Origin of the sequence: Nocardia huaxiensis, from assembly GCF_013744875.1 — a bacterium.
Lineage (GTDB): Bacteria > Actinomycetota > Actinomycetes > Mycobacteriales > Mycobacteriaceae > Nocardia > Nocardia huaxiensis.
On the sequence record NZ_CP059399.1, the window covers coordinates 3,130,312 to 3,153,553 of the forward strand.

Annotated in this window: 22 protein-coding genes and 1 pseudogene; 15 read left to right on the forward strand and 8 right to left on the reverse strand. The window is 68.9% G+C overall.

Going from position 1 to position 23,242, the window contains the following annotated elements; all coding sequences use genetic code 11:
* Positions 1-22: 22 nt before the first annotated feature.
* The 4 genes from H0264_RS13955 to H0264_RS13970 are packed head-to-tail and all read left to right on the forward strand — an operon-like array spanning position 23 to position 3,310.
* Positions 23-1,006: an ABC transporter substrate-binding protein gene (locus H0264_RS13955; protein ID WP_231082930.1), complete on the forward strand. Its 984-nt coding sequence runs from the start codon at positions 23-25 to the stop codon at positions 1,004-1,006.
* A complete protein-coding gene (entS, locus tag H0264_RS13960) occupies positions 1,003-2,232 on the forward strand; it encodes an enterobactin transporter EntS (protein WP_181584347.1) in 1,230 nt (409 codons plus the stop codon). The genes H0264_RS13955 and entS overlap by 4 nt, the downstream gene beginning before the upstream one ends.
* Complete coding sequence (locus H0264_RS13965) at positions 2,232-3,068, forward strand: siderophore-interacting protein (RefSeq protein WP_181584348.1); 837 nt, start codon at positions 2,232-2,234, stop codon at positions 3,066-3,068. Before entS ends, H0264_RS13965 begins: the two co-directional genes overlap by 1 nt.
* Positions 3,069-3,076: 8 nt before the next feature.
* Complete coding sequence (locus H0264_RS13970) at positions 3,077-3,310, forward strand: phosphopantetheine-binding protein (protein WP_181584349.1); 234 nt, start codon at positions 3,077-3,079, stop codon at positions 3,308-3,310.
* A 59-nt stretch (positions 3,311-3,369) separates the two neighbouring features.
* Here the strand turns inward: H0264_RS13970 and H0264_RS13975 are convergent, their stop codons facing one another.
* Complete coding sequence (locus H0264_RS13975; RefSeq protein WP_181584350.1) at positions 3,370-5,019, reverse strand: (2,3-dihydroxybenzoyl)adenylate synthase; 1,650 nt, start codon at positions 5,017-5,019, stop codon at positions 3,370-3,372.
* Positions 5,020-5,111: 92 nt separating this feature from the next.
* Here H0264_RS13975 and H0264_RS13980 point away from each other — a divergent pair, with 92 nt between their 5' ends.
* The 3 genes from H0264_RS13980 (at position 5,112) to H0264_RS13990 (ending at position 7,942) form a co-directional block, all read left to right on the forward strand.
* Complete coding sequence (locus tag H0264_RS13980; RefSeq protein ID WP_181584351.1) at positions 5,112-5,948, forward strand: SDR family oxidoreductase; 837 nt, start codon at positions 5,112-5,114, stop codon at positions 5,946-5,948.
* Between the two features lie 102 nt (positions 5,949-6,050).
* Positions 6,051-7,208, forward strand: coding sequence for an isochorismate synthase (locus H0264_RS13985; RefSeq protein ID WP_181584352.1), 1,158 nt, complete (start codon positions 6,051-6,053; stop codon positions 7,206-7,208).
* A 71-nt stretch (positions 7,209-7,279) separates the two neighbouring features.
* A complete protein-coding gene (locus H0264_RS13990) occupies positions 7,280-7,942 on the forward strand; it encodes an isochorismatase family protein (protein WP_181584353.1) in 663 nt (220 codons plus the stop codon).
* A gap of 4 nt (positions 7,943-7,946) precedes the next feature.
* On the opposite strand, the gene argS is transcribed toward H0264_RS13990, so the two are convergent.
* Complete coding sequence (gene argS / locus H0264_RS13995) at positions 7,947-9,674, reverse strand: arginine--tRNA ligase (protein WP_181584354.1); 1,728 nt, start codon at positions 9,672-9,674, stop codon at positions 7,947-7,949.
* Positions 9,675-9,715: 41 nt separating this feature from the next.
* On the reverse strand, positions 9,716-10,600 hold the full coding sequence (dapA, locus tag H0264_RS14000) for a 4-hydroxy-tetrahydrodipicolinate synthase (protein WP_181584355.1): 885 nt from the start codon (positions 10,598-10,600) through the stop codon (positions 9,716-9,718).
* 71 nt (positions 10,601-10,671) lie between these two features.
* Here dapA and H0264_RS14005 point away from each other — a divergent pair, with 71 nt between their 5' ends.
* Positions 10,672-11,547, forward strand: a complete 876-nt coding sequence (locus tag H0264_RS14005; RefSeq protein WP_181584356.1) for a LysR family transcriptional regulator — start codon at positions 10,672-10,674, stop codon at positions 11,545-11,547.
* A gap of 11 nt (positions 11,548-11,558) precedes the next feature.
* Positions 11,559-11,747: pseudogene (locus H0264_RS38585) on the forward strand (VOC family protein); the annotation flags it as partial.
* 8 nt (positions 11,748-11,755) lie between these two features.
* Here the strand turns inward: H0264_RS38585 and H0264_RS14010 are convergent.
* The gene (locus tag H0264_RS14010) at positions 11,756-12,559 is read right to left on the reverse strand and encodes a DUF1460 domain-containing protein (protein WP_181585537.1); all 804 of its coding nucleotides are present in this window, start codon (positions 12,557-12,559) and stop codon (positions 11,756-11,758) included.
* A 46-nt stretch (positions 12,560-12,605) separates the two neighbouring features.
* Positions 12,606-14,840 carry a hypothetical protein gene (locus H0264_RS14015; RefSeq protein ID WP_244976181.1) on the reverse strand — a complete coding sequence of 745 codons (2,235 nt, stop codon included), beginning with the start codon at positions 14,838-14,840 and terminating at the stop codon, positions 12,606-12,608.
* Positions 14,841-15,027: 187 nt separating this feature from the next.
* Between H0264_RS14015 and H0264_RS14020 the strand changes: the two genes are divergently transcribed.
* A complete protein-coding gene (locus H0264_RS14020) occupies positions 15,028-16,086 on the forward strand; it encodes an aminotransferase class V-fold PLP-dependent enzyme (RefSeq protein WP_181584357.1) in 1,059 nt (352 codons plus the stop codon).
* On the opposite strand, the gene H0264_RS14025 is transcribed toward H0264_RS14020, so the two are convergent.
* Positions 16,076-16,978 (reverse strand): alpha/beta fold hydrolase, encoded by a 903-nt coding sequence (locus tag H0264_RS14025; RefSeq protein ID WP_181584358.1) that lies wholly within the window; start codon positions 16,976-16,978, stop codon positions 16,076-16,078. The genes H0264_RS14020 and H0264_RS14025 overlap by 11 nt on opposite strands.
* Positions 16,979-17,075: 97 nt before the next feature.
* Here H0264_RS14025 and H0264_RS14030 point away from each other — a divergent pair, with 97 nt between their 5' ends.
* From H0264_RS14030 to H0264_RS14045, 4 genes are all read left to right on the forward strand, one after another.
* The gene (locus tag H0264_RS14030) at positions 17,076-17,768 is read left to right on the forward strand and encodes a helix-turn-helix transcriptional regulator (RefSeq protein ID WP_181584359.1); all 693 of its coding nucleotides are present in this window, start codon (positions 17,076-17,078) and stop codon (positions 17,766-17,768) included.
* Between the two features lie 100 nt (positions 17,769-17,868).
* Positions 17,869-18,240, forward strand: coding sequence for a VOC family protein (locus tag H0264_RS14035; protein WP_181584360.1), 372 nt, complete (start codon positions 17,869-17,871; stop codon positions 18,238-18,240).
* 52 nt (positions 18,241-18,292) lie between these two features.
* A complete protein-coding gene (locus H0264_RS14040; protein ID WP_181584361.1) occupies positions 18,293-18,757 on the forward strand; it encodes a hypothetical protein in 465 nt (154 codons plus the stop codon).
* A gap of 107 nt (positions 18,758-18,864) precedes the next feature.
* Positions 18,865-20,184, forward strand: coding sequence for a serine hydrolase domain-containing protein (locus H0264_RS14045; protein WP_231086917.1), 1,320 nt, complete (start codon positions 18,865-18,867; stop codon positions 20,182-20,184).
* A 303-nt stretch (positions 20,185-20,487) separates the two neighbouring features.
* Here the strand turns inward: H0264_RS14045 and H0264_RS14050 are convergent, their stop codons facing one another.
* Positions 20,488-21,072: a TetR/AcrR family transcriptional regulator gene (locus H0264_RS14050; RefSeq protein WP_181584362.1), complete on the reverse strand. Its 585-nt coding sequence runs from the start codon at positions 21,070-21,072 to the stop codon at positions 20,488-20,490.
* Positions 21,069-22,016 carry a patatin-like phospholipase family protein gene (locus H0264_RS14055; protein WP_244976182.1) on the reverse strand — a complete coding sequence of 316 codons (948 nt, stop codon included), beginning with the start codon at positions 22,014-22,016 and terminating at the stop codon, positions 21,069-21,071. The genes H0264_RS14050 and H0264_RS14055 overlap by 4 nt, the downstream gene beginning before the upstream one ends.
* A gap of 58 nt (positions 22,017-22,074) precedes the next feature.
* Here H0264_RS14055 and H0264_RS14060 point away from each other — a divergent pair, with 58 nt between their 5' ends.
* The gene (locus tag H0264_RS14060; RefSeq protein ID WP_181584363.1) at positions 22,075-23,238 is read left to right on the forward strand and encodes an acyl-CoA dehydrogenase family protein; all 1,164 of its coding nucleotides are present in this window, start codon (positions 22,075-22,077) and stop codon (positions 23,236-23,238) included.
* Positions 23,239-23,242 lie beyond the last annotated feature (4 nt).

A 23,242-nucleotide genomic window follows, 5' to 3' on the forward strand; every position in this document is an offset into this window, starting at 1 on the left:
CCCTGCAATGTCGCTGTACCGCATGACGGCTCGCGTGCGCGCCGCCGTCGCCCTGCTGATTCTCGCGCTCGTCGCGGTGGTCGCGGGCTGTAGCAGTTCCACCACCGACGATTCGGGCAAGTCCGGTACCCGGGAGGTGCAGACCGAAAAGGGCGCGATCACCGTGCCCGCCGACCCGCAGCGCATCGTCGTCCTCAATGGCTCGCTCGCCGGATACCTCTACGACCTCGGTGCGAAGGTGAAGGCCGCGGACCCGCGGGTGCTGGGCGTGACCCTGAAGCCGGGGGAGTTCCCGTCCGCCTGGTCGGCCGACGCGCAGGCGCAGGGCACCGTGGTGGTGCCCTCCGGTGACAATCTCAATCTGGAGTTCATCGCCGCGCAGCAGCCGGATCTGATCATCGGCGGCGGCCAGGGCTACCCGGGCCAGCAGACCATCGACAGCTACGACAAGCTGACCGCCATCGCCCCGACCGTGCTGATCTCCGCCAAGCTCACCAACTGGCAGGACATGCTGAAGGCCGTGGCCGACGGGGTCAACCAGTCGGCGAAGGTGGACGGGCTGATCAGCAAGTACAACGACAAGGTCGAGCAGGTCAAGGCGAGCATCAAGGTGCCGCAGGGCGCGGTGTCGGTGTACCAGTCCCGCAAGGACAACAAGCCGACGCTCATCGCTCCCGTCACCCCGCTGGCCGGGCTGCTGACCGAGGTCGGCTTCACCGTCGACGACAAGGTGGAGGCCAAGGCGGGCAACCCGACTCGCGCCGCCGCCGCGGACTGGGTGGTGTTCAGCCCCGAACTGCTCACCACCGTGGTGGACGCGCCCGGCCTGTTCGTGATCACGCTCGACGGCGGTCGCACCATCGATCAGCTGAAGACCGATCCGATCATGGCCAAGCTGCCCGCCTTCCAGGCCGGCAAGGTGTACGAGCTGCCCGCCACCAGCCAGCGCCCCGACTACCGCAATGCCATGGCCACCCTCGACCTGCTCGGGGAGCGCTTCAAGTGACAGCGGTCGGCGGCCTGCTCATCGACACCTCGCCGCTGCGGGCGAGCCGGGAATTCCGGTGCGCCTTCGCGGCCCGGCTGGTGTCGGTGCTCGGGATCGGCCTGCTCATGGTGGCCCTGCCCGTGCAGGTCTACCAGCTCACCGGATCGTCCCTGCACGTCGCCGGCGTCACCACGGTCACCGCGGTCGCCCTGTTCGCCGGTTCGCTGGCGGGCGGGGTGATCGCGGACCGGTACGACCGGCGCACCGTCATTCAATGGTCGCGCAGCGCAGCGGGTTTCGGCTTTCTCGCGCTCGGGATCAATGCCCTGCTGCCGGAGCCGCAACTGGCCGTCATCTACGCCGCGGGCGTGGTGGACGGTCTCGCGGGCGGGGTCAGCGGGTCGGCGATGATGGCCCTGGTGCCCATGCTGGTCGGCCGCGAGAAGGTGGCCGCCGCAGGTGCGCTGACCGCGCTGACCTCCGATCTGGGCACCATGATCACCCCGGCCGTCGCCGGGCTGCTCATCGCGAAAACCGGTGTCGGAGCGGCGTATTTCATCACCGCCGCCGCCACCGTCGCCACCGTGACGCTGATTCGTGCACTCGGGCCGCAACCGCCGCCCGCCCGCGACATTCAGCATCCGCTGCGGGAACTCGCCATCGGCATCCGATTCGCCATGCAGCACAGGGTTATTCGAGCGGCCCTTGTGACCGGCCTGATCGCCATGCTGGTGAGCGGGCCGCTGGTGCTGCTGCCGGCGCTGGCCGAACACGAATTGGGTGCGGGGGAAACGACTCTCGGCCTGCTCTACGCCGCACCCGGTGCGGGCGCAGTGCTCGGATCGTTGACCAGTGGCTGGATCGGCCGCAGCAGCACACCCGGTCGCGCCCTGCTGATCTCGCTGGCGCTCATGCCGATCGGCGTGATCGTGGCCGGACTGGTGCCGAACGCCGCCGTGGTCTTCCTCGGTCTGGCCGGGTTCGGTACGGCCCGCGCCATCAGCATGGTGCTGCGCTTCACCGTCCTACAGCAGCACGCGCCCGACGAACTGCGCGGCCGCGTGTCCGGCCTGCTCATGGTGCAGGCCGTCACCGGCACCGCCGTCGGCTCCATGGTGGCGGGCATCGTCGGCCAATTCTTCGCGCCCGGAACCGCTCTCGTGGTCTACGGGCTGTCCGTACTGGTACTCGGCGCGGTGACGGCGCTCGCCGCCGCGCCCCTGTTGGGAAAGGAGAAGCCCTGATGGATCGTGCCGCCTACGCCGAACGCATCGACGAGGTGCTCTCGGGTGAGCACGGGGCCAAGGTCGGCTATCCGATCGGACTGTGTGATGTGGAGGTGGCCCGCACCGTGCAGGTGGGGGCCGGACTGCTGCGCATCACCTTCACCGGGGAGGACCTCGCCGGATTCCACAGCTATGTGCCGGATGAGCATGTGCGCCTGATATTTCCGGATGACGAGGGCGTATTGCGCCTGCCGAAGAAGGACGGGCTGTCGCTGGAATGGGGTTCGCCGCGACCGGTCTCACGCGAGTACACCGTGCGCCGGTTCAGTAAGGAGGATCGCGAACTCGATATCGACTTCGCCATCCACCCGGGCGGCCTCGCCTCCGACTGGGCGCTGAAGGTGAAGCCCGGCAGCAGGATTCATATCGCGGGACCACCCGGGGGCGTCGTGGTCCCCAAGACCTACGACAAGTACCTGCTGGCCGGTGACCTCACCGCCCTGCCCGCCATCGCGCGCTGGCTGGAATGGCTGCCGCGCGAGGCCGCCGGATGGGCGGTCATCGAGGTGCGCGGCCCGGAAGAGGAGATCGAGATCGACGCCCCCGCCGGTGTCGAGGTGCACTGGGTGCATCGCGGTGACGCCGAAGCCGGGACCGGCGACGCCTTCGAGAAGACGTTGCGGGCCATCGAACCCGTTGCCGGAGAACGGCTCTACGTGTGGCTGGCCGGTGAGGCGGGGGTGCTCAAGCCGCTGCGTAGCTGGGTGCGCACCGACCTCGGCGTCGGCCCGAAGGACAGCCTGATCGCCGGGTATTGGAAGCGCGGCATCGCCGATTACGACCGAGACGAGTGAGGACGACCATGACCGACGAGAACACCGCCCTGGCCGACCGCGTGATCGCCGATGTGGCAACGGCGCTGGGCGTGGATCCGGCCGAACTGACCGGCGACGCCAACCTGCTCGACGCCGGACTGGATTCGGTGCGCATCATGTCGCTGGTGGAGAAGTGGCGCGCCGCGGGCTACGAGCACATCGACTTCCCCACGCTGGCTTCCGATCCCGTGCTGAGCTCCTGGATCGAAGCGCTCTCATGAGGAGTGGTGGTGCGGCGGTGTCTGAATCGTCTTCCGATGCCGCCGCGTCACTTTTCAAGTCACTTCAGGTGTGCGCCTTCGGCGAGCAACCGCCGCAGTTCCTTGCGGCTGGTCTTGCCCACGCCGGTCTCCGGGAACTCGTCCACGACGACCACCGAGTCCGGCATCTTCCAGGCCGCCACACCGCGCTCGCGCACGAAGGCGCGCACGGTGGTCAGCGTGGGCTTGTGCGCCGGATCGGCGGGCTGGACGAAGGCGGAGATGCGCTGTCCGAGCACCGGATCCGGGGAGCCGATGATGATGACGTCGCGGATGCCGGGATGCTCCAGCAGGTGGGCTTCGAGCTCCTCGGCGGAGACCTTCTCGCCGCCGCGGTTCACCCAGTCGCCGGCGCGGCCCTGCACCACCAGATTGCCGTCCGGGCGGATGCGCACGATATCGCCGGTGCGGTACCAGCCGTCGGCGGTGAAGCTGCGGGCATTGGCCTCCGCATTGTCGAAGTAGCCGCGAATCGTGTACGGGCCCTGCGTGATCAGATTGCCGTCGGCGCCCGGCGGCACCTCGTTTCCCTCGTCGTCGACGGCCTTGAACTCGTCGAATTCCGACATGGGGCGGCCCTGGGTCGCGATCACCACCTCGATCGGATCATCCAGGCGCGTATAGCAAACCAGGCCCTCGGCCATGCCGAACACCTGCTGGAGCGTCACGCCGAGCGCCGGGCCGACGCGCCGCGCCAGCTCCTCCTGGCAGCGCGCGCCGCCGACCTGCACCACGCGCAGGCTGGAAAGGTCCGGCGTATCGCCCTTTTCGGCGCGTTCCACCCACAGTCGCGCCAGCGGCGGCACCAGACCGGTGATGGTCACCCCGAACTTCTCGATGGCGGCGAACGCGGTGGCCGGGGTCGGATCCGGGGTCATGGCCACGGTGCCGCCCGCCCACAGCGCACCGAGAATGCCCGGCGAACTCATCGGAAAGTTGTGTGCGACAGGCAGAGTCGCCAGGTACACGGTGTCGGCGTCGAGCTCGCAGAGCTCCGCGCTGCGCCGCACGCTGAACAGATAGTCGTCGTGGGTGCGGGGGATGAGCTTCGGAATTCCGGTGCTGCCACCGGACAGTTGCAGGAAGGCCACCTCGCTCGCATCGAGCATGGGCAGTTCACCGGGCTCGTCCCGGAACTCGGCGAGATCCCGTGCGCCCTCCGGCAGGGCGGCTGCGGCGTCGTCGGTGACCACCAGGATGTGCCGCAGCGAATCCACCTGCGCACGAACCGCATCCGCCAGCGCCGCGTAGTCGAACCGCTGGTGCATCCCGCAGGTGATCACGGCGGTGGCCGCGCTGGCGGTGGCGATCGGCACCAGCTCCGCCTGCCGATGCGCGGGCAGGCAGAACACCGGCAGCGCACCCAGCCGGAACAGCGCGAAGATCACCTCCACGAATTCGGCGCGATTGGGCAGCTGCACGAGAACCCGGTCTCGCCGGGCGATTCCGAGTCGCGCCAGCCCGGTGGCGAGCGAGCGCGAGCGCCGATCGAGTTCGGCATAGGTCCAGCGATGCGTGTCGTCGACGACGGCAATGGCCTGCGGAGTGGCGGCGGCCCGCGCGGTCAGCAGGTCGCCGAAGGTCTTTCCGGTCCAGCAGCCGAGTTCGCGATAGCGCTGCGCCGCGGCCTCCGGCCACGGTGTGAAGCCCGTGAGCACGGTCGATGGCATTGTGGGACACCTCTTTTCGGGGGAATGATCGGCGCTCCCCGGATGCGGGAAGAATGGAGCGCCCCACATTCTTATCAGGTTAGGCTAACCTTATGCGCATGATCGATTCGGTTGAGCGCGTGGTCGTCGTCACCGGGGCGGCAGCGGGCATCGGAGCAGCGACGGCCGCCGCCCTCGCACCCGGCGCACGAGCACTGGCACTGTGGGATCGCGATCCGCAGGTTCATGCGGTGGCGAACGAAATCGCCCGGCGCACAGGAGTATCCGTGTCCGCCACGGAAGTGGACGTGGCCGACCGGAAGTCGGTGCACGACGCCTTCGACCGGCTCACCGCCGAGCACGGCCGGGTCGACGCGCTGGCGCACGCCGCAGGCGTCATGGATCCCGGTGCCGCGCTGGAGATCACCTCCGAAGCCTGGCAGCGCAGCTTCGCCGTCAATGCCACGGGCACCATGCACGTCATCCAGCGCGCCGCCCGCGATATGGCTGCCGCCGGACGGGGAGCCATCGTGGTCGTCTCCTCGAATGCGGCGAGCACACCCCGCCTGGGAATGGCGGCCTACTGCGCGTCCAAAGCCGCGGCCACCGCCTACACCCGCGCCCTGGCCCTTCAGGTCGCGCCCCACGGCGTACGCGTCAACCTCGTCTCCCCGGGTTCCACCGATACCGCCATGCTGCGCGGCCTGTACGTCGCCGCAGAGACGGAGCGCGCGGAGGCGGCGGCCGTCGTCCCCGGGCCGCTCGACTCGGCCGCGCAGGCGAGTCTGCTGCACGGCGATCCGGAGGGGTTCCGGCTCGGAATCCCCCTGCGGCGCATCGCCGATCCCACCGACATCGCTGCGGCCGTGCGCTTCCTGCTCTCTGACGAAGCGCGTCACATCACCATGCATGACCTGCGCGTCGATGGCGGCGCGACGCTCGACATGTGAATCCCCCGGCTGCCGTCCGCGATTTACGGGCGCAGCCGCCCGATGCCCGGCGTGCATCGGGTGTTCCGCGATCAGCCGTTGTCACTATCAGAAGGAGCCAAGATGGCGGGCGGAAGCCATTCCATCCCTACGGAACTCGCCGCAGCAGCGGAGCCGGATCCTGCCTTTATCCTCGCCCGGCCCTATCGGACCGTGGTCGCGCGCGGGGCCGGGCGTACCTTCCGCTCACCGGCGGAAGCGGTCAGTGCGATGCGCGGCGGCGAGGTCAGCCACATTGTCGGTGCGCTGCCTTTCGCCCCCGGCGCGCCCGTCGCCCTGTGGTCGCCGGAGTCGGTATCGGTGGAAGAGGCCGCGTACGGGGCTTCGGCTGCGGCCCGACCGGCATTCGAATTCGCTGCGGCACTACCGGATCCGGAGGTGCATGTGCGGCGGGTGGCCGAAGCGGTTCGGCTGCTGCGGGATCCGGCGCATCCGATTCGGAAGGTGGTGCTGGCCCGCTCTATTCGGGCTCTGGCGGCGCAGCGTGTGCGGCCGGTGGAGATCCTCGATCGGCTGGTGTCGACCGATCCGATGGGCAATGGCTTTCTCGTGGACCTCTCCGCCGCGGGCGGGCGGTTCGCCGGACGGCACCTGGTCGGGTCCAGTCCGGAGATTCTGGTCCGACGGGACGGCGCGGAGGTGCTGAGTTATCCGCTGGCCGGGTCGGCGCGGCGCAATCCGGAGGATGAGCGGGTGGATCGGGAGGTCGCGCGGACACTGCTCGGGTCGTCGAAGGATCAGCACGAGCATCGGTATGTGGTCGATCAGGTGAGCGCGGTGCTGCGTGATCGCTGCGCCGAAGTGCACACGCCCGCACCGGAACTCACCAGCACCCCGGAAATGTGGCATCTCGGGACGCCGATCACCGCCACCGTGCGCGCCGACGGGCCGTCGGCACTGGAACTGGCGGCGGCACTGCATCCGACACCCGCGATCTGCGGGACGCCCACCGCCGAGGCCGCCCGGCTCATCACCGAACTCGAAGGTGACCGCGGCTTCTACGCGGGCGCGGTCGGCTGGTGCGATGCCGACGGCAATGGTGAATGGATGGTCAGCATCCGCTGCGCCGAACTCGCCGCCGACGGCCGCAGCCTGCTCGCGCACGCGGGCGGCGGCATCGTCGCCGAATCCGATCCCGCCGCCGAATTGGCCGAGACCACCGCCAAATTCCAGCGCATCCTGCGCCCGCTCGGCATTTCCCTCCCGGTCACGGTCGCCTGATCGGCTGCCCGACACCGCTTTCCGGCCATCGGCCGACGTCACCAACGCATACGACGAACCGGAGCTACCCCGTGCCCATCCCCCCGATCGCGCCCTACGCCATGCCCACCCTGGACGAGGTGGCCGGCAATCAGGTGCCGTGGACCGTCGAACCGGCCCGCACCGCCCTGCTCATCCACGATATGCAGCAGTACTTCCTGTCGGCCTACGACGCCGAGCAGGAACCCGCACGCACGCTGATCGCCAATATCGCGCGACTGCGAAACCGCTGCCACGAGTTGGGAATTCCGGTGATCTACACCATGCAGCCGGGCAACCAGCACCCCTCGCGGCGCGGCATCCTCGCCGACTTCTGGGGGACCGGCATGCAGCACGGCCCCGACACCGAGGTGATCGCCGAACTGCGCCCGGACGAGCGCGACATCCAGGTCACCAAATGGCGGTACTCGGCCTTTCAGCGCACCGACCTGCGGGAGCTGCTCGGCTACTACAACCGCGACCATCTCATGGTGACCGGCGTCTACACCCACATGGGCTGCATGCTCAGTGCCGCAGAGGCTTTCATGAGCGATGTGCGGCCGTTCCTGGCGCTGGACGCCACCGCCGACTTCAGCCGCGAGGAACACGTCATGGCGCTCAACTACACCGCGCGGCGCTGCGGCGCGGTGCTGACCACCGCCGAGCTGCTGCGTCAGCTCGACGGTGCGCAGATCCCCGCGCAGGCCGCGTCGTAGTCGGCTACATCCGTGCCGGCGCGGCGATTCCCAGCAGATCCAGACCCGTCTCGAGGACGCGGGCCGTGAGATCGGTGAGCGCCAAACGACTCTCGCGCAGGGCCGGGGTCTCGGCCTTCAGGATCGGGCACTTCTCGTAGAAGCCGGTGAAGGTCGTCGCGACGCCGAACAGATAGTGCGCCAGGCGATGGAACTCCAGGGTCTCCACCACATCGGCCAGGACATCCGGGAAGCTCAGCAGTTCCAAGGCCAGTGCGCGTTCGGCGGTCTCGGTGATCAGCACCGGGGAGCCGTCGCGCACCGGGGCCACATCCCCGCGCCGGAAGACGCTCTTGATCCGGGCGTGCGCGTACTGGAGGTAGGGCGCGGTATTGCCGTCGAGCGCCAGCATGCGGTCGAAGTCGAAGACGTAGTCGCGCACGCGATCGGTGGACAGGTCGGCGTACTTGACCGCACCCATGCCGACCTGTTCGGCGATCTCCGTGCGGATCGCCGCCGCCAGATCCGGATTTTTCTCCGAGACAACGGTATTGGCGCGGTCGACGGCCTCGCCGAGCAGGTCGACGAGTTTGAACGTGCCCCCGGCGCGGCTGCGCAGCACCTTGCCGTCCGCGCCCAGCACGGAGCCGAATCCGACGTGCTCCGCCCGGGCCTGCGAGGTGAGCCACCCGGCGGCGCGGGCGGTGGCGAACACCATCTCGAAGTGCTGCCGCTGCGGTACGCCCACCACGTACAGCAGCCGGGTGGCGTCCAGATCGCGGAGCCGGTTGCGGATGGCGGCGAGATCGGTTGCCGCATAACCGAAACCACCATCGGACTTCTGCACGATCAAGGGCAGCGGGGTGCCGTCGCGCCCGGTGAACCCCTCCGGGAAAACACATTTCGCGCCATCGCTGATCTGGATGAGCCCGAGCTTGTCGAGTTCCTCGACCACCGGCTGCAATTCGTCGTTGTAGGCGGATTCGCCGACGAAATCGGCGTCGGTCAACCGCACCCCGAGCAGTTCGTACACCGAGACGAAGTACCGCTTGGATTCTCCGACGAGCAGGTGCCACAGCCGCAGCGTCGCCTCGTCCCCGCCCTGCAACAGCACGACCCGCTGCCGTGCCCGCTCCTTGAAGCCGTCGTCGGCATCGAACTTCCGGCGCGCGGCGGTGTAGAAGCCGTTCAGATCGCCGACCGAGAGTTCGTGGGCCGCTTCACCCTCCCCGATATCGAGCAGGTGCTCGATGAGCATGCCGAAGGGCGTTCCCCAGTCGCCCAGGTGATTCCGCTTGATCACCCGGTGCCCGGCCCATTCCAGCACGCGCACGGCCGCATCCCCGATCACGGTCGACCGCAGATGCCCCACATGCATTTCCTTGGCCACATTCGGCGCGGAGTAGTCGACGACCACGGTGTCGGGCCGTGCGGCGCGCGGTACGCCGATCCGGTCGTCGGCCAGCGCGGCACCGGCCAGCGCGCCGATCACCTCATCGGCGAGCGTGAGGTTGATGAATCCCGGGCCCGATACCTCGGCGGCGCTGACCACACCGGACAGATCCGCCTCGGCGAGAATGCGATCCGCCAGCTCTCGCGGATCGGCTCCCAGTCGTCGCGCCAGCGCCAGCGTGCCATTGGCCTGGTAGTCCGCATGCTGCGAACGCTGCACGATCGGATCGACGGGTACGCCTGCCACAGTGCCGAAGGCCGGCGTCAGACGATCCCGCAAGAGTTGGCTGGGAGTCTTCATAGCCCAGAACCCTAGTGAGTCCCTCGGCGCGGGTCGCGTGTTTATTGCGCGGCGAGACGCTCGAGCGCGGCGAGGGCTGCGGCGGTGGAAGCCTCCTCGGCGGGCAGCAGCGGGAGCCGGACCGTCGGGGTCGGAATCCGGCCCTGTGCTGCCAGAACGGCTTTGATGACGGTGGGATTGGGCTCGGCGAACAGGGCCGTGGCGATCGGGGCCAGGCGGTTGCTCAGGTCGCGGGCCTTGCCGATCGGGCCGTCCTGCCAGGTGCTGACCAGGCTCGCGTACGCGCCGGTCGCCACGATGGCGGTGGCGAGAATGGCTCCCGGCGCGCCGAGAGCGAGCAGGGGAGCGGCGTACAGGTCGTCGCCCGCGAGGACGGCGAAATCGGCTGGGCGAGCGGCCATCAACTCGATGGTGGTGTCGTCGAGCGCGCCGACCGCGTGCTTCACGCCGGCGATGTTCGGGATATCCGCAAGGGCCAGCAGGGTTTCCGTGCTCAGCGTGCGGCCGGTGCGGTACGGAATGTTGTAGACGACCAGCGGCACCGGGCTGGCGGCGGCCACGCGCCGGAAGTGTTCGAGCACGCCCGCTTCGGTGGGGCGGGTGTAGTACGGCACGACGGTGAGCGCGGCCGTGATGCCGTCCCGCAGTCGCCCGACCGCCTCCAGCGAGGCGGCGGTGGCATTGGTGCCCGCGCCGACGATCAAGGGCGCGTTGTGTTCCCGGCACACCCGCACGCAGAGGTCGATCACCTGCGTGCGTTCCGCGTCGGTGAGCATGGCGGCCTCGGCGGTGGTGCCCAGCGCGACCAGGCCGGTGGCCCCGTCGGCGAGGATGTCGCAGGCGAGCCGTTCCAGGGCGTCGGCGGCGAGGGTGCCGTCGGTGTCGAAGGGCGTGACGAGCGGGACGAAGAGACCTGAGAGCGTCATGGCTACGAGCTTCGCGGCATTCGACCGTAAGAACCAGTTCACATTTCTGGCATCGACCATAAGCTGAACTGATGCTCGATATTCGCAAGCTGCGCCTGCTGCGCGAACTCGCCCACCGGGAGACCATCGCCGCGGTCGCCGACGCCCTGAGCTACACCCCGTCCGCGGTCTCACAACAGCTGACCGCCCTGGAGCGGGAGGCCGGGGTGCCGCTGCTCGAGCGCACCGGGCGGCGGGTGACGCTGACCCCGGCCGCGCATGGGCTCGTGGGCCATACCGAATCGATCCTGGCGATCCTGGAACAGGCCACGGCCGAACTCGTGCAGGGCCGCACCACCCTCGCCGGGACGCTGCGAATCGGCACCTTCCCCACGGCCATTCGCACCATTCTGGCCCCGGCGCTGGTCATCCTCAGCACCGAGCATCCGGCGCTGGAACTGACCGTGACCGAACTGGATCCGGCCCTCGCCCCCGACGCGCTGCGCGCCGAAACCCTCGACATCGCGCTGATTCAGGAGTACGACTACGTGCCGGTCGACCCGGGCGCGGCCCTGGACACCGAGCCGCTGCTGGAGGAAACCATCTATCTGGCAGCCCTTTCCGACTCGTCCCTGGCCGGACATCGCCAAACATCCTGGATCGCGGGCACACCCGGCACGCTGTGTCACACCATGACCGTAAGAGCCTGCCAGGCAGCGGGATTCACCCCGCGCATCCGTCATCACGCGGACGATTTCGACGCCGTCCTGGAGTTGGTGGCCGCCGGTGCGGGGGTGGCGCTCGTGCCCGAACTGGGCGCGCGCACCCCGCCGCCCACCGTGACCCTCACACCCCTCGATGCCCGCCGCCGCACCCGCATCGCCTACCGCCGCGGCATGGCCGCCCACCCCGCCGTCCGAGCCGCGCGGACCGCCCTGCGCCGCGCCGCCGCCCACCGTGACCATTGACAGGCAAGTCCAAGGACGCCCTCGTCGCCGACGGCATCCCGGCCGCGTCGTTCTAGGTCGCCGATGTTCAGGCCGAATTCGATCGCCTGCAGGGCCTGGGCGTCGCCTTCACGCAGAAGCCGTTCGCGGCAGGCCCGGTCACCACCGCCGTCTTCGACGACACCTGCGGCAACCTCATCCAGATCGTCACCCCCGCCTGAGGCGCGACCTACTGCGGGCGCAGCACCACGATGCCGGGGACCGAGGCCACGTAATCGCTGAAGGCCGAGTCGACGACCTGGTTGTTGGCGGCCAGTGAGGACGCGTTGCGGAAGACCGGGCCGTTCGCGGTCATGACGAACAGGCCGACATGCGTGACGTCCAGGCCCGGGGCGTCCGCGTACGCGCCGATGTAGTCACCCGTGCGCAGCGCGGCGATCACCCCGGCGTCCACCGCGCCGGACGGGATGTAGGTGATCGTGCGGTCGACCGTCGGCAGGCCCGGAAGATAGGTTCCGCCATCGGCTTTCGCGTTCAGGCGCTTGGCCACCGGCACCGCCGCACCGGTCAGGGAGGTGGTGATGTCGGTGGCGGCCACACGCGGCACCTGGGCCCAGTCGGTGAAGAAGTGCTTGCGCTGCGCGAAGTCCACGCGGCCGCCCGCGTACCGGGTCTCGACCAGGTTGGTGAGGAACTGGTCGCGGTTGGACGAACGGCTCAGGGCCTCCACGTAATCGAGCAGGGTGAAGCAGTCCACCGCGCGCAGATCGACGATCAGCTGCTCGTGCTGGGACGCGGAGCCGACGAGCATGTTCGCGCCGTACGGCGTCCCGAGGAACTGCCGGGACAGCACCTCGAGCAGCTCGCCCTTGCCCGCCCCTCCCGCGGCCTTCACCGCGAGCAGCTCGTCGATCCGGCGGGCCGACCAGTCGTCGATATTCGCCGTCGGGGTGGCGCTCGCGGTGGGCAGCAGCAGTGCGGAACCGCAGATCAGCGCTATCACGACAATAAAGACACGAACGATGCTGCGCAGGACGCCTCCCAGGCCGAGCGGGCGGATTCGATCTCCACCGTACGGGCTAGACGCCGGTGGTTTCCAGCTCCGCCGGCGCGGACTGTTCGTGCGGCACGGTCTCGTCGGCGTCCCGGCGGCGCTGCCGCTGGTAGGCCAGCTGCAGCAGGGCCACGCCGGCGACACCCACCAGCGCGGCCGAGACCTCGCCGACGAAGCCGGGCGGCTGCCAGCTCACCACCAGCTCGGAATCCTTGGTCCCGGCCGGAATATCGACCGCCAGGAAGGATTCGGCCACGCTCGTGTGCGGGATCGTCTCCCCATTGAGGGTGATCTCGAAACCGGGCCAGTTCAGCCGGTTGAAGACCACGCGCCCGCCGTTCACCGAGGTCACGCGCAGCACGCTGCTCGTGTCGTCACTCGAAACCGATTTGGCGGCAACGCCTCTGGTGTCGGCGATATCGCCGTTCACGGTGGACAGCAGGCCGCCGGTGCGTTCCAGCACCCAGATGTAGCGCTCGTGCCCGGGGTAGTCGACCCACTTCCAGCCGTCGGGCGCGGGCTGATTGCCCGCGTCCGGGTACTGGGCGCGATGCAGCACCACCCGATCCACCTTCATCAGATCGACGATGGTGCGGCCCGTGGACGGTTCGGGGGAGAAGGCGCGGCGGTAGGCATCCGGGCAGGTGCTGCCGTCCCACGCCATGCAGAGCACGCCCGCGAAGGTGTGAAAACCGATGGGCGTGTAGGCGTTCACATAGTCGAGCTCCAGCGCCTTGGCGTAATTGCCGATGGCCAGCGAGGCGTATGCCGCATCGATACTGCGATCCTCCGGTCCCAGGATCGCGCGGTCGGCCAGCTGCAGGGTGACGCCCTCGAAGTCCGGGAACGCCTCCCGCATGGTGGAGCGCTGCTCCGGGAAGTTGTACGACATGGGCGTCGACGGCGCGGTCTTCACCTGAGTGAAGGCGATCGGGAACATCGCCAGAATGGTCAGCGCGCAGGCGAGTGCGATGCCGCGCGTGCGCGCCAGCCACACCACACCCGCGCCCAGCGCCGCCACCACCGCCGCGGCCAGCAGATGCTTCGCGGCCAGATCCGGCGCCGCCGAAGCCGATCGCACCAGCAGCAGCCCGATCAGGACCGCGGCCGCGATATTCCGATTCCGCGAGACCCGGAAAACCCCATGGCGGCTGAGCAATACGCACACCAGCACGATCAGCGCCAGCGCCAGCATGGGCAGCACTCGGGCGGGCCAGCGCAGCGGGCCGATGGCGCCCGGCCCGGCCGTCCACATCAGCGCCGCCACCGCGAACAGCCCGATCCCGCTGAAGTCGCGCGCCGAGTGCACGGCCTTGCGCCAGTCGATGAAGGCCAGCGCCGGAATCAGGAACCAGGCGATGTACACCATGGGCAGCGGCTGCACATGCCCCCACCAGGCGGTGAAAGCCGGTGTGGTGGTGGGCAGGCTGGCATTGAGCGACTCCGACCACGGCACGGTGAGGAACGGGTCGTTGTGGATGCGGGCATTGCCGCGCCAGGTCACCTGCGAGGACAGAATGCCGGGCAGGTTCGCGGGCAGCGAGGCCAGCGCCGCGCAGGCGGCCACGCCGGCCACCCGCAACGACGGCTGCCATCGCTGCTGATGGATGAACTCACCGGCGATCACCGCCGCGATGATCAACGCGGATTCCACCGCGGGGAACGCGTATTGGACCGTCAACGCCAGATACAGATAGACGAACAGCGACACCGGGCTGCCCTGGCCGCGCGCGTACCGCACGGCCGAGGCCCAGGCGTGCACCATCCACGCGGTGGCGGTGTGGCAGGTCACCCAGCTGGCCTCGTCGAAGAACAGGTACCAGCCGCTCAGTGGAAAAGCGATGCCCGCGACCGCCGCCCACGGCGTGCGGGCCCCGTACGCCAGACAGATCCGATAGACGCCCAGCGCCGCGATGATGGAGAAGATCAACTTCACCACCGTCGCGTACACGGCCAGATTGTCGAAGGACGGGGCGAGCAGATGGATCAGCAATTGCGGCGGGTTGTAGAGGCCCGCCTCCTCGATGGTGTAGTTGCCCGCCATCCACTCGTGCTGGACGAGCCACGGAAAGTTGCCCTCCCGCAACCGGTTTCCCAGTGCGATCCACATGGGCGCGTACTGCGCCTCGGTGTCGTCGGTATAGAAATGCCGGGGATCGCCCAGCAGCACCGCCACATATCCGGCGATGACTCCCACCGCGGTGATGGCCCCCCACCGCAATCGATCTCTTTGCGGTTCACTCTCCGCGACAGTGCTCACGAAGGCCGGAGCGTAGAGCAACCCGGTGAACAGAGCAAGACATTCACGCGGGGGTTGCGGCGCGGCGCTGTGACCCGCCGCACTCGCGGGTGTATAAGTCCAACCCTTGGCGGGAAATGCCCATTTCGGGCCAGTTTCCCCAGGATGGATCTTGTCGCGGCGTGGCGTCGCTCACCACCATGGTGTGATGACAGCTGTTCCGAAAACCACGCTGCTCCCGGCGTCCGTGCGCGAATCCTTCGCTCCCGCCGTCACTTTCCTCAATGCCGCCAGCCACGGCCTGCTGCCCGTCGCGGTGGCCGAGGAGGTCGCGCGGGCCGAGCACGAGCGAGTGCGCGGCGATTTCTCCATTCCGGACGTCGATGCGCTGGTGACCGCGTGCCGGGCGTCCTTCGGCAGGCTGGTGGGTCTGGACGGTGCGCAGGTCGCCATCGGGTCGCAGGTGTCGCAATTGATCGGACTGGTGGCCGAGAGCCTGCCCGAGGGCGCGGGCGTGGTGCTGCCGCAGGGTGAATTCGCCTCGGTCGTCTGGCCTTTCCTCGCCAAGCCCGGCCTGCGGGTGCGCACGGTGCCGCTCGACGAGCTGGCCGCGGCGGTGCGGCCGGACGACGCTCTGGTCGTCGCCTCGGTGGTGCAGTCCGCGGACGGCCGGGTGCTCGACACGGCCGCGGTGGTCGCGGCGGCGCGGGCGCACGGCGCGCGCGTGCTGTTCGACGTCAGTCAGGCCGCCGGCTGGTTCCCCGTGCACGACACCGGCGCCGACTTCCTGGTCAGCGTCGGATACAAGTGGCTGCTCGGCCCGAAGGGCTCGGCCTACCTCGCCGGGCCCGACGAGGCCCTCGACACGCTGCGCCCGCTCGCCGCCGGCTGGTACGCCGGATTCGATCCGTGGCAGACCATCTACGACGCGCCGCTGCGCCTGGCCGAGGGCGCCCGGCGCCTGGACCTCGCGCCCACCTGGCCCGCCTTCCGCGGCCAGGTGATCGCGTTCGACCTGCTCGAGGCCATCGGCATCGAGGCCATCCACGCCCACGATGTCACCCTCGCCAATCGGCTGCGCGCGGGAGTCGGCCTGCCGGAGAGCAATTCGGCCGTGGTGTCGCTACCGGTCACCCCGGAGGCCACCGATCGGCTGGCGGCCGCCCGGGTGATCGGGTCCATGCGCGCGGGCCGGCTCCGGCTGTCCTGCCACCTCTACAACACCGAGGACGACATCGATCGGGCGCTGGAAGCCCTCAACGGGTAGCGGTCTCGGCGGCCAGGGCGACGAGCTGGGCGCGCACCAGGTCGGGCCGCTCGTCGGCGATGAAATGCCCGCAGCCCGAGACGGGTACGAGCCGGTAGTCGTCGGCGCGCGCGGTCCGCGGATCGGCCAGCGAGTAGTGCACCGCGCCGTCGTCGACGCCGAACAGCGCCCGGATCGGAACGGTGGCGCGGCGGCGCTCGGGATTGCGGCTCAGCCGGGGCATTTCGCGCAGCAGGAAACTGCGGTAGGTGTCGGTGGCGGCCCGCGCGCACACCGGATCCCGGAATCGATCGGCGAAAATGCTGGTCAGCTCTGGAGTTGCGGCGGTCCGGTCGGTGAACGCCGTCCGGATCAGCCAGTGCAGCACCCGCGTCCGCTGCTGCAGCGGCATTCCGAACGCCGCCACCGCGGGCTGATACAGCGCGAACCGCCACAGCTGCCGCGCCACCACCCCCGGTGGCGCCCACGGATGCGCCATGTTCAACACCAGGAATCCGTCGAACCGCTGCGGCTCCCGCAGGACCAGCCGATACCCGACATACCCACCCCAGTCGTGCCCGACCAGCAGGGTCTTGCCGATTCCCAGCGCATCCAGCAGCGCGAGCAGATCCGCGGCGACCTCTTCCTTCTCCCAGCGATGCGGCGCCGGACCCGACCACCCGTAGCCGGGCAGGTCCGGCGCGATGATCCGCAGTCCCTCCGGCGGATTCGCCAGCAGATCCCGATACGCGTAGTGATGCTGCGGCCACCCGTGCAGCACCAGCACGGGCCGGCCGTCCGCCGGCCCGGATTCGGTCACATGGAAGCGCACCCCGCGCGCTTCGACGAATGAACGGCGCACCCCCGCGATCGCGGGCGGCTCCGAGACGACACTGTCCACGGCATTCTGCATGGATTCGACGATATTTCGCGGTCGTGCCCGCCGGAACCGCCCACGGGTGGAGATCTCGAGCCGCGTTCTTGTCGGTGCCCGGGTCTACTGTGTCGGCGTGAATCGGACGGATCGGTTGTATGCGATCGTCGAAGAGTTGCGGGCGATTTCGCCGCGACTGCGCACGGCGCGGGAGCTCTCCGAACGGTATGGGGTGAGCCTGCGGACCATCGAGCGCGATATCGCCGCGCTGCAGCAGGCGGGGATCCCCATCTACGCCGATGTGGGGCGGCGCGGGGGATACGCGCTGGAGAAGAGCATGTCGCTGCCGCCGCTGAATTTCACCGCCGCCGAAACCGTCGCGCTCGCCGTGGCTTTGGCGCGCAGCCGGGGCGGTCCGTTCGAACAGGCCGGGCGCAGTGCGCTGCGCAAGGTGGTGGCCGCCATGCCCGAGCGGCACGCGGCGGCGGCGCGGGATCTGGCGGCGCGGGTGCGGGTGCTGGAGGTGCCGCAGCCCTCGGCGATACCGCCGCTGATCGAGCAGGCCATCGAGCGGCGGCTGGTGCTGCGGATCGCGTATCTGGATCAGCACGGGCAGGCCAGCGAGCGGGAGGTCGAGCCGGTGGAATTCGTGAACGGCACGCACGGCTGGTATCTGATCGCGTGGTGCCGGTTGCGCGACGGGTTCCGGGTGTTCCGGCTGGATCGGATGCGGGTGCTCATCCTGACCGATCTGCCCGCGCCGGTGCGCTCGCGCGACGGGTTCCCGGAGGGGCCGCGGGAAATGCGGGTGCTGCCGGTCGCGCTGTGACGGCGGTGCCGGAAATTCGTCCGGAAACACCGACACAGGGTTGTCGCCTGCGGGAGCGATCGTGGTCGGGCAAGCGAGAAACCGATCCTCAGGAGACCTCATGACCGCGCCCGCTTTCAACACCGTGTCCTGGTTCCAGATCAGCAGTGACAAGCCGGAGGACGCGAAGAAGTTCTACGGTGAGCTGTTCGGCTGGAATTTCGCCGCCGATCCGCATTCCCCCGGCTACGACCTGATCAACTACCCGGGCAGCGAGATCCCCAGCGGCGGCGTGAATCACGCGGACGACGCCACCACCAATCACGCCATCTTCATGGTGCTGGTGCGCGATGTCGCCGCCACCGTGGCCGAGACGGAACGGCTGGGCGGCAAGGCGATTCAGCCGCCGGTGACCACACCCAACGGTCTGGTCTTCGCGCATCTGCGCGACACCTCCGGCAACCACTTCGGGGTCTTCACCCCCGCGCCCTGATTCACAGCAAACTCCTGTGTCGGCGCGGTGCGAAGCGCAATACCGTGGAGGTATGCGAACTTTCGTTCACCTGCTGTTGTTCGCCTGCGCCATCGGCATGGCGGTGGGGGTTTTCGGTCCGCTCGTCGGCTCGGTCGACGCGCGCGATGTCCGATTCTCCGATCTGCGTGAGGGATTCGACACCGGCCTGAGCCTGGGGCAGGTGGGCGGCCAGTCGGCATCGATCGTGATGTCGCTGGCCGTCCTGCTGCTGGGCGTGGCCGGTGTCATCCTGATCGCCGCCCTGACCGGGGCGCGGGCGATCGGCTGGCTCGGAGTGCTCGGCGGGCTCGCGCTGTTCGGCGTTCTCATCTGGCGGCTGGACGAGCGCTTCGGGGACCAACTGCGCGACGACTACCGCGACCTGCTGACCGGCGCGTGGGGGTTGTATCTATTCGGCGGCGGGCTGGTGCTCGCCCTGCTCCTGCTGCTCGTACCCCGGGAACGGCAGGCCGCCCCGGTGCCCGTGCCGCGCTAGTCCCGCTGCCCCGAGAGATTCTGCCCCGAGAAGTCGGGGGTCACGAAAAGATAACGGCCGCACCGGCATTCCGATGTGCTCGACGAGACTTCGGAGTGGAGGCGGGTGTGATTCGTTCGGTGACGGTCCTCGCGGTGGCCGCGATGACGGCGGCGCTGGTGCTGATCGGGGGTGGCGGCGAGGCCCGCGCGGCGGAGCAGAAGCAATGCCAGGTCAGTTCCGGGCGCACGCCGGAAACGGCGACACCAGAAGAGGTGGGCATCGATTCGGCGGATCTGAGCAAAGCCATCGACTTCGCCTCGGATCCGACCCGATTCACGCTGCAGATCTTCCGCAACAACTGCCTCATCGGCCACGGCCCGAACACCGAGCGCACCCGCGGGACGGCATGGAATCTGTGGAGCGGCACCAAGAGCGTGGTGTCGCTGGTCACCGGCATCGCCGTCGACGAGGGCAAGCTCAGCGTGGACGACCCCATCGGGCGGTATCTGCCTGCGGGACTGGGGGATTCGGACCATCGCGCGATCACCGTGCGCAGTCTGCTCACCGAGACCTCCGGCATGAAGGTGGCCGTCGCCTCCGAGGGCATCACCGGACTGGTGCAGCTGGACCCGAATGTGGTGGCGCAGGCGCTGGCCATGCCCATCCTGCATCCGCAGGGCACACAGTGGCAGTACAGCCAGCGGGCGGTGGATCTCCTGGTGTACGTGGTGCAGCAGGCCGTCGGCGAGGACTTTCAGGCATACGCGCAGCGAAAACTGTTCGACCCGTTGGGAATTCCGAAGAGCGACTACTACTGGGGCCGGGACCGCAGCCGGAACACCTACGGCTACGCCCATCTCGTCCTGCCGCCCGACGACTTCGTCAAGCTGGGCCTGCTGGTCGGCAACTACGGCAATTGGGCCGGGAATCAAGTGGTTTCGCGCGAATACATGAAGCAGGCCACCACCGGCACCGAGCAACACCCTTGCTACGGCTACCTTTTCGTGGTCAACGGCGCCGGCTGCGAAGACCTGTTCCCCGGCCTGCCCTCCGATGCCATCCAGATCTCCGGCATGATGCGCCAGGACAATTTCATCGTCCCCAGCCTCGGCCTGCTGGTCAGCTGGACCGGCGTCACCATCCCCGGCGGCGCCGTGAGCTTCCCGCACGACGTCCTGCGCGCCATCAACGCCGCCTTCCGCGACCCGCTCATGCCCGACCCGGGCCCCTACACCCAGAAGGCCGACGTCAGCGTCACCGACCCGATGATCTCCAACCCGGACGCCTTCCTGGCCGCCCTCGGCATCGGCCCCGACGCCTATCCGGGCTGCAACCTCTTCACCTGCCTCGGCCGGCCGCTCTACCCGCCCTTCTCCGACTGGCCCCCGGGCTGCTTCATCGTCGGCTGTATCGGGAACGACCCGGCAACCCCGGGCATCCGCTGATCAATTCCTGTGTTCCACCTCACATTCGGATCAACCGCGTGGGAAAAACCATGATGCCGAACAAGTTTCGAATGCCTACGCTGGACCCTGATCCACGGTCTCCACTAGAAAGCAGAACGCAATGCCGATTATCAATCTCGGTTCCGCCGCGCTCGACCTGGCGAACTCCGTGACCGCGCTGGCCGCCAACATCACCTACCTGCTGAAGGCGTGGGGCTTGGCCTGATTTCCCGAGCGTGACGACGCCCACCATTCCACTCGGAATGGTGGGCGTTCGCTATTGCGGGGACGATGCGACGGAGTTCACGCGCGCAGCAGTGCGCTCTGGACCTGGCGCAGGCGTTCGCCGTCGCCGCGGAAACCGGCTACGGCGTCGTTGTAGAGGAAGGCCTCCCACAGGCGGACCAGGGCGTAGGCGAGGGTGTCGCGGTCTATGGGTGGGTGGTAGCCCTCGGTTTCGGCGCGGGCTATGAGTTGTTCGACATGGTGGACGGCGGCCTGGTGGACCGGGCCGTCGCTGCGGGTGACCAGGCGCAGGGCGGCGGTGGACTCGTTGTCGAAATAGGTTCGCAGGGAATCGTCTTCGACCAGCAGGTGGACGGTGCGGTCCAGGATGTGCTCGAGCCGCGCGCCGCCGGTGGCCGTGCAGCGGCTTTCGATATGGGCGATCATGCGTTCCAGCTGATGGGCGATGGCCGCGCCGAGCAGGCCGTCGCGGGAGCCGAACCAGCGGTAGATGCTGGCCCGGCCGACGCCGAGCTGGGCGGCGATGGCATTGACATCCAGGCGTTTTCCGGCGAGGAAGACGGCGATGGCGGCGCGCAGCACATCCTCGCGGCTGGCCGAAGCCGGCCGGCCCGGAGCTCTGGTTCCCTCGCTGCGCGTCACGCGGAAAGCATAGGGGTCAGGTGCGGGGCCAGCGTCCGCACGGTCGCGGCGTGACCCAGGTCGAGGGCCTGGCGCAGCAGGGCGGGGTCGCGGGTGGTGCGGCCGACGGCCGGGCCGCCGCGCGGCGGGCGGATCTGCGCTACGGCCGGATCGGAGCCGAAATCGGCCTCGTCACGATGGTGACGGTGGACCCGGGACAGCCACGGTTCGACAGCGCCGGGCGCATGCCGGGACAGGAAGCGCGCCACCACCCGATTCTCCAGATAGGAAGGCGCGGAGACGGTTTCGCCCGCACGGCGGGTGCGCAGCACCAGCACCCGGGTCGCGCCCTGCGCCAAAGCCGTTCGAATGGGCACGGATTCGGAAAGTCCGGCGTCGACATAGCGGTGCTGTCCGATGCGCACGGGCTTACCGGCCAGCAGGGGCAGGCAGGTGGAGGCGCGCAGGGCGGCCTGCACCGCGGCCGGATCGGTCAGTCCGGCATGCAGATCCACCGCCGCGCCGGTGTCGGCATCGGTGGCGATCGGGTGGAAGGTGACCGGATTGGCGAGGATGGCGGGGAAATCCATCGGCACCAGCCGCTCGTAGACGGTGTGCACGAGGTAGTGCGTATCCACCACCGGGCCGCCGCGCAGGGCGCGCGCCGGGGCGATCACCCGATTGATGACCTCGGGATTCCAGGCGCGGCGTGCTGCCACGGCCCGGCCGCACAGCAGCCACGCGGCATTGAGCGCACCCGCGGACGCGCCGTAGACGGCGTCGAAACAGGGCAGTACGCCGAGTTCCTCGAGGGCCATGGCCATGCCGTGCGAGTACGCGCCCCGGGACGATCCGCCCTCGATGACCAGGGCCAGCCGATGCCGGTCGGCGCGCTGTCCGGGCCGGCTGCCGGCTCGGTGCCGGGCGGCGATGAGCTCGGCCACGCCCAGTGTGGAGTCGTTCACCCGAGGTCCTCCCGATGGCTATTTGAGACATTCAATACTCTGTGTATCATACCCGACCATGCAATTGGCACTCACCGCCGACGAGCTCGCCTTCCGCGACGAGCTGCGCGCGTTCTACCGCACCGAAATACCCGAGGACATCCGCAATCGCGCCCGGCACGGACAGGAGCTGACCAAGGACGACATCGTCACCACCCAGCGCATCCTCAACGCGCACGGGCTGGCGGTGCCGAACTGGCCGGTGGAATTCGGCGGCCGCGACTGGACGCCCATCCAGCGCCACATCTGGCACGACGAGATGCAGCTCGCCTCGGTGCCCGAACCACTCACCTTCAATGCCAACATGATCGGGCCGGTGATCGCGCACTTCGGCTCGCAGGAGCTGAAGGAACGCTTCCTGCCCGCCACCGCCAACCTCGACATCTGGTGGTGCCAAGGGTTTTCCGAGCCGGAGGCCGGATCCGACCTGGCCTCGCTGCGCACCACCGCGGTGCGCGACGGCGACCACTACATCGTGAACGGCCAGAAGACCTGGACCACCGCCGCGCAATCCGCGGACTGGATCTTCTGCCTGGTGCGCACCGACCCGAACGCGCCCAAGAAGCAGGCCGGCATCTCCATGCTGTTGTTCCCGCTGGACACCCCGGGCGTGACCGTGCGGCCCATCCAGCTCATCGACGGCTGCCACGAGGTCAACGAGGTCTTCCTGGAGAACGTCCGCGTCCCTGCGGAAAACCTTGTGGGCGAAGAGAATCAGGGCTGGACCTACGCCAAGTTCCTGCTCGGCAACGAGCGCACCGGCATCGCCGCCGTCGGCCAGACCAAGGTGCGGCTGTGGCTGGCCAAGGAGCACGCCAAGCAGACCCGCCTGGGCCACGGCACCCTGCTCGACGATCCGATCTTCGCCACCCGGGTGGCCGAACTCGAAAACGAGCTGCTCGCACTGGAACTGGTGCAGCTGCGGGTGGCCGCCGGATCTGCCGACGGCAAGCCCAACCCGGTCTCCTCGATCCTCAAACTGCGCGGCACCGAACTGCAGCAGGCCGTCACCGAACTGTTCGTCGACATCGCCGGACCCGACTCCCTGGCCCGCGAAGGCGCACAACCGGATTGGGCCCGTCGCTCCACCGCCACCTACCTCAACTACCGCAAGACCTCGATCTACGGCGGCTCCAACGAGGTTCAGCGCGGCATCATCGCCTCCACCATTCTCGGACTGTAAGGCA